Origin of the sequence: Rummeliibacillus pycnus, from assembly GCF_050459865.1 — a bacterium.
In the GTDB taxonomy this organism is placed as follows: domain Bacteria; phylum Bacillota; class Bacilli; order Bacillales_A; family Planococcaceae; genus Rummeliibacillus; species Rummeliibacillus pycnus_B.
Genome location: NZ_JBCMNM010000017.1, coordinates 155,139 through 170,733, shown reverse-complemented (window position 1 = coordinate 170,733; position 15,595 = coordinate 155,139). Strand labels below are relative to the sequence as shown.

General features: G+C 32.9%; 16 protein-coding genes. 5 read left to right on the top strand and 11 right to left on the bottom strand.

The features are described from left to right. The first annotated feature begins 228 nt into the window (after window positions 1–228). Complete coding sequence (locus ABE048_RS04945) at window positions 229–1,266, top strand: PTS transporter subunit IIC (RefSeq protein ID WP_430309568.1); 1,038 nt, start codon at window positions 229–231, stop codon at window positions 1,264–1,266. A 37-nt stretch (window positions 1,267–1,303) separates the two neighbouring features. Here ABE048_RS04945 and ABE048_RS04940 read toward each other — a convergent pair whose 3' ends face one another. Both ABE048_RS04940 and ABE048_RS04935 read right to left on the bottom strand, forming a co-directional pair. Further along, window positions 1,304–1,699 (bottom strand): hypothetical protein, encoded by a 396-nt coding sequence (locus tag ABE048_RS04940; RefSeq protein WP_430309566.1) that lies wholly within the window; start codon window positions 1,697–1,699, stop codon window positions 1,304–1,306. Between the two features lie 72 nt (window positions 1,700–1,771). After that, on the bottom strand, window positions 1,772–2,722 hold the full coding sequence (locus ABE048_RS04935; protein ID WP_430309564.1) for a tyrosine recombinase XerC: 951 nt from the start codon (window positions 2,720–2,722) through the stop codon (window positions 1,772–1,774). A 268-nt stretch (window positions 2,723–2,990) separates the two neighbouring features. Between ABE048_RS04935 and ABE048_RS04930 the strand changes: the two genes are divergently transcribed. Further along, window positions 2,991–3,431, top strand: a complete 441-nt coding sequence (locus tag ABE048_RS04930) for a hypothetical protein (protein ID WP_430309562.1) — start codon at window positions 2,991–2,993, stop codon at window positions 3,429–3,431. Window positions 3,432–3,707: 276 nt separating this feature from the next. Here the strand turns inward: ABE048_RS04930 and ABE048_RS04925 are convergent, their stop codons facing one another. Next, on the bottom strand, window positions 3,708–4,535 hold the full coding sequence (locus ABE048_RS04925) for a MerR family transcriptional regulator (protein ID WP_430309560.1): 828 nt from the start codon (window positions 4,533–4,535) through the stop codon (window positions 3,708–3,710). A gap of 133 nt (window positions 4,536–4,668) precedes the next feature. Here ABE048_RS04925 and ABE048_RS04920 point away from each other — a divergent pair, with 133 nt between their 5' ends. The 3 genes from ABE048_RS04920 to ABE048_RS04910 all read left to right on the top strand — a co-directional run bounded on the left by ABE048_RS04920 (window position 4,669) and on the right by ABE048_RS04910 (window position 8,253). Beyond that, entirely contained in the window at window positions 4,669–6,033 is a 1,365-nt protein-coding gene (locus tag ABE048_RS04920; RefSeq protein ID WP_430309558.1) for an MATE family efflux transporter, read from the top strand. 286 nt (window positions 6,034–6,319) lie between these two features. Beyond that, the gene (locus tag ABE048_RS04915) at window positions 6,320–6,721 is read left to right on the top strand and encodes a DUF485 domain-containing protein (protein WP_430309556.1); all 402 of its coding nucleotides are present in this window, start codon (window positions 6,320–6,322) and stop codon (window positions 6,719–6,721) included. Continuing rightward, window positions 6,721–8,253: a solute symporter family protein gene (locus ABE048_RS04910; RefSeq protein ID WP_430309554.1), complete on the top strand. Its 1,533-nt coding sequence runs from the start codon at window positions 6,721–6,723 to the stop codon at window positions 8,251–8,253. Before ABE048_RS04915 ends, ABE048_RS04910 begins: the two co-directional genes overlap by 1 nt. 484 nt (window positions 8,254–8,737) lie before the next feature. Here ABE048_RS04910 and ABE048_RS04905 read toward each other — a convergent pair whose 3' ends face one another. From ABE048_RS04905 to ABE048_RS04870, 8 genes are all read right to left on the bottom strand, one after another. Then, window positions 8,738–10,093 carry a D-serine ammonia-lyase gene (locus ABE048_RS04905; protein WP_430309552.1) on the bottom strand — a complete coding sequence of 452 codons (1,356 nt, stop codon included), beginning with the start codon at window positions 10,091–10,093 and terminating at the stop codon, window positions 8,738–8,740. 44 nt (window positions 10,094–10,137) lie between these two features. Further along, window positions 10,138–10,458, bottom strand: a complete 321-nt coding sequence (locus tag ABE048_RS04900) for a DMT family transporter (RefSeq protein WP_430309550.1) — start codon at window positions 10,456–10,458, stop codon at window positions 10,138–10,140. A 4-nt stretch (window positions 10,459–10,462) separates the two neighbouring features. Next, window positions 10,463–10,819, bottom strand: a complete 357-nt coding sequence (locus ABE048_RS04895) for a DMT family transporter (protein WP_430309548.1) — start codon at window positions 10,817–10,819, stop codon at window positions 10,463–10,465. Between the two features lie 199 nt (window positions 10,820–11,018). Further along, window positions 11,019–11,891, bottom strand: a complete 873-nt coding sequence (locus tag ABE048_RS04890) for a Cof-type HAD-IIB family hydrolase (RefSeq protein ID WP_430309547.1) — start codon at window positions 11,889–11,891, stop codon at window positions 11,019–11,021. 15 nt (window positions 11,892–11,906) lie between these two features. Then, a complete protein-coding gene (locus tag ABE048_RS04885) occupies window positions 11,907–12,689 on the bottom strand; it encodes a DeoR/GlpR family DNA-binding transcription regulator (protein WP_430309546.1) in 783 nt (260 codons plus the stop codon). A gap of 30 nt (window positions 12,690–12,719) precedes the next feature. Further along, a complete protein-coding gene (locus ABE048_RS04880) occupies window positions 12,720–13,733 on the bottom strand; it encodes an ABC transporter ATP-binding protein (protein WP_430309545.1) in 1,014 nt (337 codons plus the stop codon). 59 nt (window positions 13,734–13,792) lie between these two features. Beyond that, window positions 13,793–14,596, bottom strand: a complete 804-nt coding sequence (locus tag ABE048_RS04875) for an ABC transporter permease (protein WP_430309544.1) — start codon at window positions 14,594–14,596, stop codon at window positions 13,793–13,795. After that, complete coding sequence (locus ABE048_RS04870) at window positions 14,593–15,447, bottom strand: ABC transporter permease (RefSeq protein WP_430309543.1); 855 nt, start codon at window positions 15,445–15,447, stop codon at window positions 14,593–14,595. Before ABE048_RS04870 ends, ABE048_RS04875 begins: the two co-directional genes overlap by 4 nt. Window positions 15,448–15,595: the final 148 nt, after the last annotated feature.

Below are 15,595 nucleotides of genomic sequence, written 5' to 3'. Positions count from 1 at the left end.
AGTTTACATAATAAAATTATTTTTAATCATTAATATTTTATATAGCATTGAAAATGTTTGAATTATCAGAAATAAATAAACTTAAATAGTTTAATATTTTCTTAGAAAACGTAAATTATTTCTAAAATACGTTATATGTTTATAATTTTTAGAATTTTCATTATTGACTGATACTTAAATTGCTATATAATTTAGAACAATTACTCACTTGATTGGAGATTGATAGATATGAAGGACTTTTTCAACAAGCTACTTACCGGTATGAGCTTGGGAATTATCGTAGCACTTATTCCAAACGCATTGGTAGGAGAAATATTAAAATTAATTATCCCTTATGTTCCGTTCTTACAACATATTTTAGATATTTCAGTATTAGCAATGAGTCTTCTCCCTATTGTCACAGGTGTTATGATAGGTCTTACTTTTAAATTAACACCGATTCAAACAGCCAGTGTTGGTTTAGCTGCATTCGTTGGTAGTGGTGTCTGGGTAATGGGAGAAGGCGGCGCAATAACAATGCAAGGAATTGGTGTCGTGATTAACACAGGACTTACCGCAGGTTTAGCTGTTTTATTTGTACGATTTATCGGAGATCGTTTTAAGGATTACACTATTCTATTAATGCCAGCATTATCATTGTTTATTCCTGGTGGTATCGGTGTATTCACTCTTCCATATGTGAGAAATGGTGCAGGTTATGTCGGTGTTGTGATTGACAACGTAACGAATTTACAACCAGTATTGATGGGTGCAATTATCGCAGTTATCTTTAGTATTTTAATTTTATCACCATTATCAACGATTGGTGTTGCATCAGTTATCATGCTTTCAGGTGTCGGTGCTGGAGCAGCAAATCTTGGTGTAGTGGCATCAGGTGTAGGAATGTGTATCGCAAGTTATAAAGCAAACAATCTAGGAACTGCATTAGCCCATGTCATGGGTTCACCGAAAATTCAAATGCGTAACTTCTTTATGAAGCCTAGAATCGCTTTTCCTATGATTATTACTGCTGCAATCTTAGGAGCATTAGCAGGAATATTAAATATTACCGGAACACCCTACAGCGCAGGATTTGGACTTGCAGGACTAATTGGACCTTTAAATTACGTTAACCTAGCTGCAGGTGGTTGGAATTTACACAATGTTATTATCATGATGATTATGTTCATTGCTTTACCAATAATTATTAATACTTTATTACTTCGATTATTTGAACGTAAATTAAAAATGATTAAACCTGAAGATTATTCAGTAAACTATCAATAATTATTTAAATTAAAAAGTAAAAGCCTAACCCAAATAATTAATTTGAGTTAGCTTTTACTTTTTCTACTTTAATCAATTGATAACCTGAGAATAATGAAATGCCATATCCTATAAATGCGATTATTACCATAAAATTAAATGGGTTAAAGCTAAACTTAATAGTTAACATTAATAAAAATATTATACCTATTAGTAGACCAAACAGCTTATTTGCTTTGCTAATTTTAACTTTAAGATTTGATTCATGAACCTTTTTAAATAGTTTTAATAAAGAGAAATAGAAGCCAATAAGAAATAGTCCACAAAATGGAAAAAGCACTGAGTAATAGGTATTATTCAAAGTTGTATTTTGAAAATCAAATAGAATATTTACTAATAATAGTAAGCCAATAAGGTAAGAAATCATACAAATACCATAAATTACACTTTTCATATATCCTCTCCTCAACTAATATTTCTTTATATAAATTCCTACAATTAGTTTACATAATAAAATTATTTTGTTTTAAATATTAAATGGATTATTCTCAATTACTTTTTGAATTTCTTTATTTTCCACATGCGTATAAATTTGCGTTGTTGAGACATTCGAATGTCCTAGTATTTGTTGAAGGCTACGTATATCTGCACCACTTTTATACATCATAGTTGCTGATGTGTGTCTAAGTTTATGTGGAGATAGTTTCTTCTTTTCCAAACCAGATGAATAATTAATTTCCTTAACGATTTTAGCCACTCGTTGTCTTGTTAATCGAGTTCCTTTCTGAGAAAGGAATAACGCTTGATTGTTTGTTGGATTCTTAATAAGTGGTCTTTCATTATCTAAATATACATTTAATGTAGAAATACATGCATCATTCAGATAAACAGTTCTCTCTTTATCCCCTTTTCCTCTTACAGTCATAAATCGTTCTTGAATTGAATCTAAATTCAAATTACATAGTTCACTAACTCGAATACCTAAATTTAAGAAAAAGGTCATCATGCAATAGTCACGATCATAATGTGTCTTCGATTGAATCCCTGTCATAAAAGTTTTTGCTTCATCAAAACTTAAATAGATAGGTTGTCTTTTACTTACTTTTGGCGTTTCAAGATCTTCTGCAGGATTTTCTTCTATTATATGTCGTTTTGATTTTAAGTATTTAAAAAAAGATTTCAATGTAGCGACTTTTCGAGCTCTAGTAAAAGCAGAGTTATTCCGACGTTCTTCACAATACTCCAAAAACAAATACATATCTTCTAAAGAGATTTCCTTAAAAAAATCAGAAGTTATATTTTGTATATCAACTTCTTCAAGATGATTAATATCTAAGTCATGTTGTACAACTGTTATAAATTTTATAAATAACGATAAATCATAATCGTACTCATCTCTTGTTCGTTTTGACTTCCCTTTAATGGCTGTCAAATAAATAAGAAAATCACGTAAAATCTTTGGTTTTTGTTGATTCATATGTAATTCACCTCAATTACAATTATTTTATCATAAAAAAGGTTCCCAAATATACATTTGGGAACCTTTTTTTAATGAATTCTAGCCTCTTTGTTTTACTCACCAGAAATGAAATCGATAAAACCTTCTTTTACAAACGTGTGATTTATTCGTACCAAAAGAGTTATATATATCTTAAATGGAATGATATGAATGAAATACTTTGCATATAGTTCAACTAATGAGTAAGGCTGAAAAGATCTGAATGAAAATGGAGAGTGAATATCTTATGTTTAAAAACAAAATTATAGTCATCCTCTTTTTGTTTCTATTAAGTGCAGTATTATTGGGGTGTTCTCAAGAGGATCAATCAAATTACACTGAATCGTCAACTTTTAAACATGGTAATTTAACTTTAAATGGAGTACCAGGGAAAATTGGATTTTTAAGGGAAAATGGAGAACCAATTGAACCGGACTTCCCTGCTAATCAAGGCAGACTTTACACTATATATATATTAGATGATTCTAAAGATTTACTAGATAAAAATCTTAAAATGACAGCTACTAAGAAGGATACTGGGGAAACAATTGAAATTGGAGAATTCACGAATTGGGGTATAAACCCTGTAAAACTAGGGTTCGGTCAAGAAGGTCTATGGAAAATTAATGTTACGATTGATCAAAAGCCTTATGTAAGTTTTGAAATAAAGGTTGAAAAAGTTAAATAATTCAAGTTGATAGTGCATCAAAAAAGACTCGTTAATGTTGAAAAACGAGTCTTTTTTGATTGCTTTAAATTCGGTTAATTTTCTAACAAGTAGAGAGCAAATTTTAAACTGTAGAGTATATATTTCATAATGTCTAAATTTGAACTTCCAAGGACAACTATACGAAATCCGCTTTAAAATGTCGTTATTTCTCGAATTCTAAAAATAACAGAAAATATACGATTTAATTAGAATTAACGCTAACTAAAGCAGAGTTCTATACATTGAAGACTAATTTTAATCACTTTCGACTTGAATCATGATTTTGGTAGCATAATTCTCTTCCCCATTAACTGAAATTTCATCTAAAATATATTCCTCATATGAATAGTCTTTCATTTTTAAATGATGTAGTTCGATAAATTCAAAAATTTTAATATAAGATGATTCAATATTTTCATCATCCCCTTTATGATACCCAATCACATAGGTTCCGGCAGGTTTCACAATTTTTGAAGAACTAAAAAAATCTTGGGGCATCATTGTATAGAGATAACTATAATTACCAAATTGTTTTTTGGTCATTTGATCTTTCGAAAGAATGGCTCCAATTGGGTGACCTGTATATAATTCATTGTTGTTGCAAAGATCTATAAAATCGGTAACTGCATTTAAGTATTCCTTATCTGATGCATTTAATATGTTGGTGCTTATAAGTAGAATTGATGCATCAATTTCTTCTATTGAAATGCTTTCAAGATTCACTTTCATAGCTTCTTTAATATTTTGCATTTTTGTTTTGACAATTGTTTTAGTATGATTTAATTTTTGTATTTTATTGTCAATCTGTATCAATTGATTTTGTAATAAATGAACTGCTTCATCAGGGGTTTTATTTCTTAAAAAATTTCGTATCTCTTTTAAAGGCATGTTCAAATCTTTTAGTAATTCAATGACGATGAAAATTTCGTATTGTTGATAAGAATAGTATCGATAGCCATTTTCAAGTTTAATCTCTGGTTGAAGTAAACCAATTTCATCATAGTGAAATAATGTTTGTTTTTTTACATGGCAAATTTTCGCGAATTCTCCAGTTGTAAAGTACTTATGTAAAAATTCTGTCATTGTTTTCACCTCAATTATTTTTTTATTTAGACGTTTATATATTGACTGTATGGTTACCGTATACTTTAGAATTTAATTAGAACATAAATTGTATAAAAAAGAAAGGAAGTGTTGCTCCGAGAAGGAGAACATGATGAGTGAAACAACATTAAAATTACAAGAAACACCTATTAACAAATTGTTTAAATCATATTTATTTCCATCATTATTAGGTATGGTCTTAATGGCTGTCAATGTATTGGTTGATGGAATTTTCGTTAGTAATGGAGTAGGATCTTTAGCTCTTGCTGGTGTGAATATTGCGGTTCCTATTTTCTCCATTTTACTTTCTGTATCCTTATGGATAGGAATGGGGGGCGCGACTCTATACTCAATTGAAATGGGAAAAGGCAATTTTGACAAAGCGAGATCAATTTTTACCCAGAGTGTGATGATGACAATTATAATTGTTGGTGTTTTGATCGTGCTTTCTTTATGGAAGCAGGAACAAATTGCTTATTTGTTTGGTGCAAGTACAAAAGTTCTTCCGTATGTTGAAGATTATTTACATGTAATTTTATTATTCGGGATTTTTTATGTATTAGAAAATATCTTAAGTATTTTTGTCCGTAATGATGGTAATCCAAAATTAGCGATGATCGGATTAATCACAACATCCATATTGAATATTATCCTGAATTATATTTTTGTTTTTCGAATGGGTTTGGGTGTGAAAGGTGCAGCTTATGCAACTGCTCTATCGACGGTTGTAGGTTTACTCGTATTAATTATCCATTTCTTCAATAAGAAGAGCAATTTAAAGTTTACCAAGTTACATTTTGAAATGAAAACTTGTTCAGAAATACTTAAGATAGGTTCTCCAAGCTTTATAACAGAAGGATCAGCTGCGATTGTAGTTGTTGGGTATAATATTACTTTTAGTCATTTTGTAGGTGAAATCGGTGTTACTTCTTATGCTATTGTAAACTATTTACACGCTGTTTTTATTATGATTTTCATTGGAATAGGTGCAGCAATTCAACCAATCGTAAGCTTTAATTATGGCGCGAAATTAAAAGAACGATTGCAACAAGTTTTAAAATTAGGGATAAAAACAGGAATGATATTTGGCGGGAGTATTTTACTAATAGGTTGGTTCCTATCAAAACCGCTAATAGCTTTATTTGGTGTTACTGATCCCGAAGTAATTGAATTTACCAAAAATGGTATTGACTTATTTTTCATTGGTTATTTGTTTTTAAGCTTTAATTTAATACACGCAGAATATTATCAAGCGATCAAACAGATAAGATTATCCATGCTGATTATCGTGATGAGAAGTTTAGTACTTTTCTTACCATTGCTTTATATTCTACCTTCAATGTTAAATAGTAATTACATTTGGTTAGCGTTTCCTATAGCTGAAGGAATTACGACAATAGGTATTATTATTTATAAATGGTCATCTAATACGTTGGAATCTATTGTCGTCGATGAAAATCATTCTACAGTAAATTAACTATTTTCTCGATAAAACAATATATTGCTTTTTAAGCTAAAATATTATACAATTTTTTTAACTTATACAGATTGTTTAGAAAAACAAGACTTTTTGCATCAAATCCATCATCCCCAGCTTTCTCGGATGATGGATTTTTTACTTTAAGAAGAAAAAAATATACATAAAATAGAAAAATAATTATTTTTTCTAAAAAAACGTTGCTATTTTCGTCAAATTTGAATATTATTATTTTAAGGATTTGGAAGCACTTCCAAAGTCACGAATAAACAAAGGGGGATTTGATATGAGTCAAGATCTATCAAATACGTTACAAAAAGATCATGCTTTGGGACAAGAGAAAGCTACAAGGCAATCGGGTAAAGGGCCGAAAAAAGATTATACTCCAGAAGAGTATGTATCAATTTCTGAAAGTTCTGAATTTAAAGCGCTTGTAAAAAAGAAAAGCGGATTTATTTTACCTATTTCCATTTTATTTTTAGGACTTTATATTTTACTTCCTATTTTAACTTCATTTACTTCAGTTTTAGATGGAAAAGCAATTGGAGATATCACATGGGTATGGCTTTATTCACTTGGCCTATTCATCATGACATGGGTATTATGTATGACTTATGTTAAAAAAGCAAATTCATTTGATGAAGATGCAAATAAAATCGTTGAAAAGGCTAAGGATGGTGGATATTAATGAGCACAATGGGGATTATATTCTTCGTATCAATCGTAGGTTTAACATTAGTTGTAACTTACATTGCATCAAAACGAACTAATTCTGCAAGTGAATTCTATACTGCAGGTGGTGGACTTACTGGTTGGCAAAATGGTATTGCTATTGCTGGTGACTACCTATCAGCAGCCTCATTCTTAGGTATCGCTGGTGCAATTGCTCTATTTGGATTTGATGGTTTCTTCTATAGTATTGGTTATTTAGTTGCTTACTTAGTAGTTTTATATATTGTTGCTGAACCATTACGAAATCTTGGTCGTTATACTTTAGCAGATATGATTACTGCTCGTTTTGATCAGAAAAAAGTTCGTGGAACAGCAGCTGTTAGTACAATTGTAATTGTATTGTTCTACATGATTGCACAGTTAGTTGGTGCAGGCGCACTTATTCAATTATTATTAGGTATTGATTATTGGGTAGCAGTTTTACTTGTTGGTATCATGATGACTATCTATGTTCTTTGGGGTGGTATGGCTGCAACAAGTTGGGTACAAATTATTAAAGCTGTGTTATTAATGATTGGTACTGTCATTATCTCATTCCTTGTATTAATGAAATTCAATTTCAATATTTTAGAAATGTTCTCATCAGTTAAAACAGCAACTCCTCATGGAGAAGCATACTTAAATGCTGGCGTAAAATATTCTAATGGTGTTGATACTTTATCAATGATGATCGCATTGGTATTAGGTACTGCAGGTCTTCCTCATATCTTAATGCGTTTCTTCACAGTAAAAGATGCAAAAACAGCTCGTAGTTCAGTAGTTACTGCAACTTGGATTGTAGGTATCTTCTACATCTTAACTATTTTCTTAGGATTCGGTGCTGCAAAATTTGTTGGAGCTGAGAAAATTGTTGCTGCAAACCCTGCTGGTAACATGGCTGCTCCCCTACTTGCTGAAGCTTTAGGCGGCGACTTACTAATGTCATTTGTGTGTGCTGTTGCATTCGCAACAATTCTTGCAGTAGTTGCTGGTTTAGTACTATCAGGTGCATCTGCATTCGCTCACGATATTTATGGACAAATTATCAAAAAAGGTAATGTTACTGAAAAGCAACAAATGAAAGCTGCTCGCTTTGCATCAATTGGTGTATCAGTATTCTCAATCTTACTTGCTCTAGGTGCTCAAACTTTAAACGTAGCATTCTTAGTATCACTTGCATTCTGTATCGCAGCAAGTGCAAACTTACCAGTAATCATCTATACAATCTATTACAAAAAATTCAATACAACTGGTGCAGTATCTGCAATGGTAACAGGTTTAGTTTCAGCTTTAGTACTTGTATCATTAAGCCCTAACATTTGGAATCCAGATGGTGCCGCAATTCTAACAGGTACACCATTATTCCCTCTTACAAATCCTGCGATTGTATCTGTACCACTTGGTTTCTTAGCAGGCTTTATTGGTTCACTTGTTGGTCAAAAATCTGATGCTAAAAAATATGCTGAAGTTGAAGTTAAAGCAAATACAGGTTTAAAACCTAACTTATAAAATTTGCTTTTCAATAACAATAAAGAAGTAGTTGGATGAGAGAATATCTTTTCTTCCAACTGCTTTTTTAATTGTAAAGATATATAGAATCAATTTCATAAAGCAAAATACAAATATGAATAATATTAATCTGTTTGCTGCATGATGTGGAATTAGCTTCGCTTTCCGCGGGCGAGCGTTGAGCCTCCTCGCTCACTTCGTTCACTGTGGGTCTCACCTTTCTCGCTTTCCCGCAGGAGTCTACGCTAATTCCTCATCAACCTAGATAGCTATACAAGTTTTTTTAAATAAAGGCCCTAACATATTATGGTGATATGTTAGGGCCTTTTATGTTTTTCGTATTGGATTTAAGCATTGATTGCGGATATTATTCACGTTAGTTAAAGTATGCACTATGATTTTGTCATAGTTGAAAATGTATACGGGTAATGTCTAATTATAAAGGATGTGACTTATTTCTGTATAGAAAAAATAAATTTGTTTCTCAACATTCCAATCCCTTTTTATAATACTCTTCCATCACTTCTATAGGCACCATACTACCTCCTGTAGCCCACATAATGTGTGTAGCATTTTTCATTTTGTCATCTAAATTTTGTTGCTTTATATATTCTTGTCCTGATTTTTCTTTAAGTAATTGGATTGGGCCAAACACACTCGTAAGTGCTGATGGCTCAAGGCGAATATTTTCTGAATCGATCATCGCACTAAGCAGTTTATACATATCATCATCACTCACCGTATAACAACCGCTTAAAAATGGTTCGATTGTTTGACCGACAAATCCGGATGGTCTTCCCACAGCAAGTCCGTCTGCTGCTGTTAGGTTGTCTATGCCAATATCCTGAACAGAAACTTTATCGTGTAATCCTGTTACTAATCCAAGTAACATACATGGCGAATGGGTCGGTTCCGCAAAGAAACAGTGGACATTATCTTTATAAGCTAATTTTAAGCCGAACGCTACTCCGCCTGGCCCTCCACCAACTCCACATGGAAGGTAAACAAATAATGGATGGTCCTCATCAACTGTAATGTTCATTTCCATTAGCTGGTTTTGTAAACGTGAAGCAGCCACAGCATAGCCTAAAAATAAGTCGCTAGAATTTTCATCATCAATGAAGTAGCAGTTTGGCTGACTATTTGCGTGCTTTCGGCCTTCTTCTACTGCCTGACTATAATCTTCCTTATATTCAATCACGGTTACTCCTTTGCTTCTAAGGAGATCCTTTTTCCATTTCTTTGCATCTGCTGACATATGAACTGTTACGCTAAAGCCCATTTTTGCACTCATTATTCCAATGCTCAGTCCTAAATTACCTGTTGATCCCACTGCAATGGAGTATTGCGATAAGAAGTTTCTGTATTTCTCATTATCAATTATAGAATAATCATCTTTCATCGTAAGCATTTCTTTTTCTAGAAGTAATTTTTCTGCATGTTTTAGAACTTCATAAATACCACCTCTTGCTTTAATAGAGCCAGAAATAGGAAGATGGCTATCGCATTTTAGTAAAAATTCCCCTGGTATTTGAAGATTATGAACTTGTTCTAAATGTTGTTTCATCGATGGAATTTTAACGATTGGAGATTCAATAATTCCATTAGACTTATTTGTTTCTGGAAAGACTTTAGCAATGTAAGGAGCGAATCGTACTAATCTCTCCTCCGCCTCTTTTACATCTATTTCATTCAGCTTTGTTTTCCTCATTCCATTTTGAAACAATTCATATTTAGGATTTGTCCAAAATATTTCCTTTGTTGCTATTAACTCTTTCAGTAAAGGATACTCTTTTTTCAAATCTTCTACTGTTTTTCCATCTATCTGAAATGCACTCATCACTTTTCTCCTTTTATATTGGAATTCGACGGGTCCTAATGGTTTTAATGTCCTGAGGTTATTTTAACACCAATTGCTCCAATTAGAATGCAAATGATTAAAGCAATTCTTTTTCTATCTCTAGATTCTTGGAAAAAAATCATTCCAAATAGTACACTTCCTACAGAGCCAATGGCTGTCCAAATTGCGTATGCTGGCCCTATGGGAAGTGTTTTTAATGAAAGTGAAAGAAAATAAAAGCTTAAGCTTCCAAAAAAAAGACAGGATATTGAAGGGAGCCATTTTGTAAATCCATTAGCTTTCTTAAGGCTTACGACACTACCAATTTCAGCTAAACCGGCGATAAGAAGAAGAATCCAAGACATCCTCCTATTCACCTACCTTTGTATATTTCTTTTGTGTCCCGACACCTTCTGGAATCAATTTCAATCCAATGATTCCAATAACCATTAACATAATAAAAAGCACTTTTAACACATTGATGGGCTCTCCCCAAAAAATAACGCCAATTGCAGTGGTTCCGATCGTACCTAAACCCGTAAAAATAGCATATCCTGTTCCGATTGGAATGGAACGTAATGCTTTTGATAATAAGAAAAAACTAAAAATAATGATTCCCACCGTTAATACACTGGGGATGAGTATTGTAAATCCGTCTGAATATTTTAGACCTACAACCCATACTATTTCTAAAAATCCTGCAATGATCAAATATATCCATGCCATTTTGATGGCTCTCCTTTTGTTGCTACATTATAAATTGATTACGATTCAATATTAAGGGAAATTCCCTAGGTTATTTGCCCAATATCTAAAAAAACAAAATCTGATCAAATTAACTTTTTTAACTAGTTTATTACTAGAGTATCTTAATCGAATCACAAAACTAATGCATATAAAGATAATAACCTGCCATACTAGCAGGTTATTTTTGTATTACAATATTCTCAAGGTATAGGTAAATTGCGTGAGCTACACCATTTTTATCATTTGTTAGTGTGGTAGCGGTGCAAATTTCTTTAATCTCATCCTTTGCATTCCCCATTGCAATACTATAGCCAACTTTCTTCATCATGGATATATCATTTTCGCTATCACCAATAGCCATTGAACGATTAAGGGAACAGTTCAATAAAACAGCCAATTTTTCAAGCGCAATTCCTTTTGAAGTGTTACTATTTGTTATTTCAATATTATGTTCAGCTGATGAGACGGCCATTACACTATCAAGACTTTGGATGTGTTCTTTTGCTTTAATCAGTTTCTCTTGATCAAAGGAACATGCCAAAATATTATAAAAGTTTTCCTCTTTATTTAAGATATCATGATAGTTTTCAACTAAAACATAACCAAATTGATCAAATTGCCTTTCGGCTTCATGGACAATTTCTTTCATTTCTTCGTCTAAATTACTGTTTTTAAGGCTTTGAATTTCATTGTGAAAATGGTCTCTGCGTTTTTTTAGAGCATATATAGCTTTATCTGTAAAAACTTCATAGTAGTATTCACGTTCATCTAGCCACTGGAGTATAGAAAGGACACTGCTTTTATCTATCATTGTGCTATCAATTTGTTTGTCATCTTTTGAATGAATCGTTGCACCATTTGTTCCAATTACAAAGGTTGATAGTTCGGCCTTTTTGCAAATGTTTTTCACATCAAAATAGGCTCGACCTGTTGATATGACCACTTCTATTCCATTATCTTGCGCATGCTTGATAGCGCTTATATTTTCTTTGCTAATTTCATTTTGATGGTTTAATAGTGTTCCATCTAAATCGATTGCAATTAAACTCATGTTGTTTGACTCCTCCTATGCTTTAATCCATTCGGTTTCGTAAACCTTTAAGTCATCCTTCCAAGTATCTGGATATGTCTGATCGCAAACAATCATGTCCACTTTTTCTAATGGGCAAATTTTACTGAAGGTATCCACACCTAATTTAGAATTATCAGCTAATAAAATGATTTGTTTCGATACTTCGACCATGATACGTGAAACGAACGATTCGTTTAAATGATAATTGCTTACTCCATTCAGGATTGATACACCGCCGGCTGAAATGAACGCCTTATCAATATTGAATTGGTTCAACATTTGCTCGGCTAAATGTCCACTTACAGACTGCTGTTTCGGGTCAATATTCCCCCCCAGCATTAATATCTCTCCTGTAAATTGGTTTTGATTGAGAGACTCCGTTAATACAGTAGCGACAGGTATTGAGTTTGTTAGAATGGTCAAGTTCTTTCGGTTTTGAATAAAATGGGCAAATTCAAGCATGGTGGTACCGACATCGATCGCAATAACATCACCATCGGAAATAAGTTCCGCTGCCTTTTTTCCTATTTTAATCTTTTCTGCTTGATTTACTGTAGTTCGCTGTTCAAACGGAGGCTCTCCGGATTGAAAGATGGTTGCTATCGCCCCACCATAAACCTTTTTTAGGGACCCCTTCTCTTCAAGCATCGTCAAATCGCGACGAATGGATTCCTCAGAAATTCTAAAATGTTTAGCTAAGTCAGCGACTTTTACTTTCCCATCTCTTTTAAGTAAATTTAAAATTACATTCTTTCTTTCCTCGGGTAAAATGGTCATAGGTCCTAATATCTCCTAAATACTTATAAGTTATAAAGCGATACAATCTTTTTTTGGTATAAGAATTTGAACAGATGTGCCTTTATCAAGAATTCCACCTTGATGGTGAAGTGAATCCACGTGGAAAATAGAACCATCCACTTCTACTTCATATCTTAGCACATTCCCTGTCATGGAAATATCCTTAATAGATCCCTTTGCCTTCCAGTTATCTGATTGTGCAGGGAGATCGCGATCACCAGGAATCAATTGTAAAACTTCCGGACGAATTGCTACATCCTGTCCCTTCAATTCGGTACCACAAACAAGCTGATTAAAAGCATTCAAGTTCATAACATTATAGTTTCCGATAAATCTTGCAACAAATGTATTGACCGGAGAAACATAAATATCTGAAGGTGAACCAGATTGTACAATGTTTCCTTGATTCATAATAAAAATTTTATCAGACATTGTCATCGCTTCTTCTTGATCATGGGTAACAAAGATTGTTGTAATATTCAATTCTTTTTGTATTCGTCTTAATTCTTTTTGTAAGTTTTTTCTAATTTTTGCATCCAACGCGCTTAATGGTTCGTCCAAAAGTAACACTTTCGGTTCCATTACAAGTGCACGTGCAAGTGCAACCCTCTGCTGTTGTCCGCCAGATAATTGATGAGGATAGGAACCTTCCTTACCCGTTAAATCAACCATTTCAATCATGTTTTGCACTTTTGCTTTTATATTTTTCTCTTTTTTCATTTTAAGACCAAATGCGATGTTATCAAAAACAGTCATATTTGGGAAAAGAGCATAAGACTGAAACACCATACCAACCTCACGCTGGCGAGATGATAAGTTCGTAATGTTCTTTTGATCGACAAAGATATTTCCTATATCCACTTCTTCAAGTCCTGCAATCGCACGTAATAATGTACTTTTCCCACATCCACTTTGCCCGAGAAGGGTAGCAAATTCGCCTTTTTGTAATGTTAAGGAAATATTATTTAAAACCACCTGATTATCATATTTTTTGGTCACTTGATCAATAGTTACATATGTCATAAGTAATCTCCTTCTAAAGAAGTTATTTTTCTAGAATATTGCTGCTAAAGCTTTATTTCTTATTTAGTAGAAATAGTCTTTTTAGGATTTTTAAGCGTAATTTTTAAAATTATCCACGTTAATATCATAATAACTAAATAATACGTTATGACAATTGCACTTGAAATATGGCCACTGCTAATCATTTGGTTAGAAAGATAAATTTGCAGAGTTTCAAACTGCCCTCCAACAAGTAGCTTAGCAAAAGAAAACTCACCAAATAAAAGAGCAACGGATAAAAGAGTAGATACTAAAATACCAGATAAAATATTGGGTAACACTACTGATCGAAAGGCTTGAATTTTTGTTGCCCCCAGTAATTCAGCTGCGTCAACAAGTTCTACTGCATTTATGGTCCGAAGACTATTGCTAATCCCCTGATACATGAATGGTAAAATCGTTACAAAATAAGCACCAATCAAAATCCACGGTGTACCTGAAATTTGAATCGGTCCATTGGAATATAACTTAATTAACCCAACAGCCCCTACGATTGATGGAATTCCATAAGGAAGCATGGCTAGGGTTTGAAGCAATCCTTGCAATTTAGGTAAATAGACATTTATTATAAAAATGGTCGGTATCATGATTAACATACTGAGTCCCACTGTCATAACAATCAGAAACAGTGTTCGTTGAAAGGCAGCAAAATATCGAGGATCTTGAAATAATTCAATATACCATTTCATTGTCCAAGACTCAGGTAAAATGGTATGATCCCAAGTACCGGCTATGGAAAATAAAAATGTACCCAGAAGCGGAATTAACAAATAAATCATTAATAACCCTACTGCTGATTTATGAAATTTCATAGAAGACTTCATCGTAAATCTCTCCTAACTCGACGCATCATTCGCTGATTAAACCACATTGCTACAATCATAGTTGTCGCTAATAGAACTCCAAGGGCACTACCTAGATGTGGATTTAATGTAACTTCACTAGAAACAAGATTTGCTATTTGTAATGATAATAGATTATAGTTGCTTCCGACTAAGGCATAGGCTGTTGCATAAGCCCCCATTGCATTCGCAAACAAAATACTGAATATACCAACAATACTAGGTAATAAGACTGGTAGTCCGATATGAATCCAAAACTTCAGTTTAGATGCTCCTAATAGCGCAGCAGCTTCAGTCCATTGACGTTTAATCCCCTGAAAGGAAGGATAAAGAAGCATAATTGCCAATGGTATTTGAAAGTAAACGTAAACAAGAATTAATCCTGTCCAGGAATATAAATTAAAGTGGGCAAACACATCCATTCCAAGCTTGGCAAAGAGTAAAGTAAATAGCCCATTGTTTCCGAGTAAAATAATGTATGAAAATGAAAGAGGAAGTCCTTCAAAATTAGAAGTCATATTGGCAATCATTAGTAACCGGTTTTGTGCTTTTTGTGAGAATTTTGTAAAGGAATAAGCCAAAACAATTGCCACAATGATAGAGGTTATTGCAGAAATTAGTGAAATAAGAACACTATTTTGAATTCCTTGCAAGTAAAATTTACTTTTAAAGATTGTTATATATTGATCCAATGAAATTTTGATTCCATCGTCTGCATAGAAACTATCTTTCACCATGGAAATTAACGGTCCAATTTCAAAGCCAATTACCAGAATGAAAAATGGCAGTAAAAGAGCTAATAAAAACAGCTTTTGTTTTTTTATTTTGAGCAAGATTTTTCTCTCCTCTATTGAGCTAGCAATTTATTTGAATCGATTTAGCTTAATACGCTAAATCGATTCAAACAATATATGGGGAAATTCACTTCAGAAAGTACAGAAGACAAACATAGTTTAGCTCTTTAGTCGTCGAATCTGATAA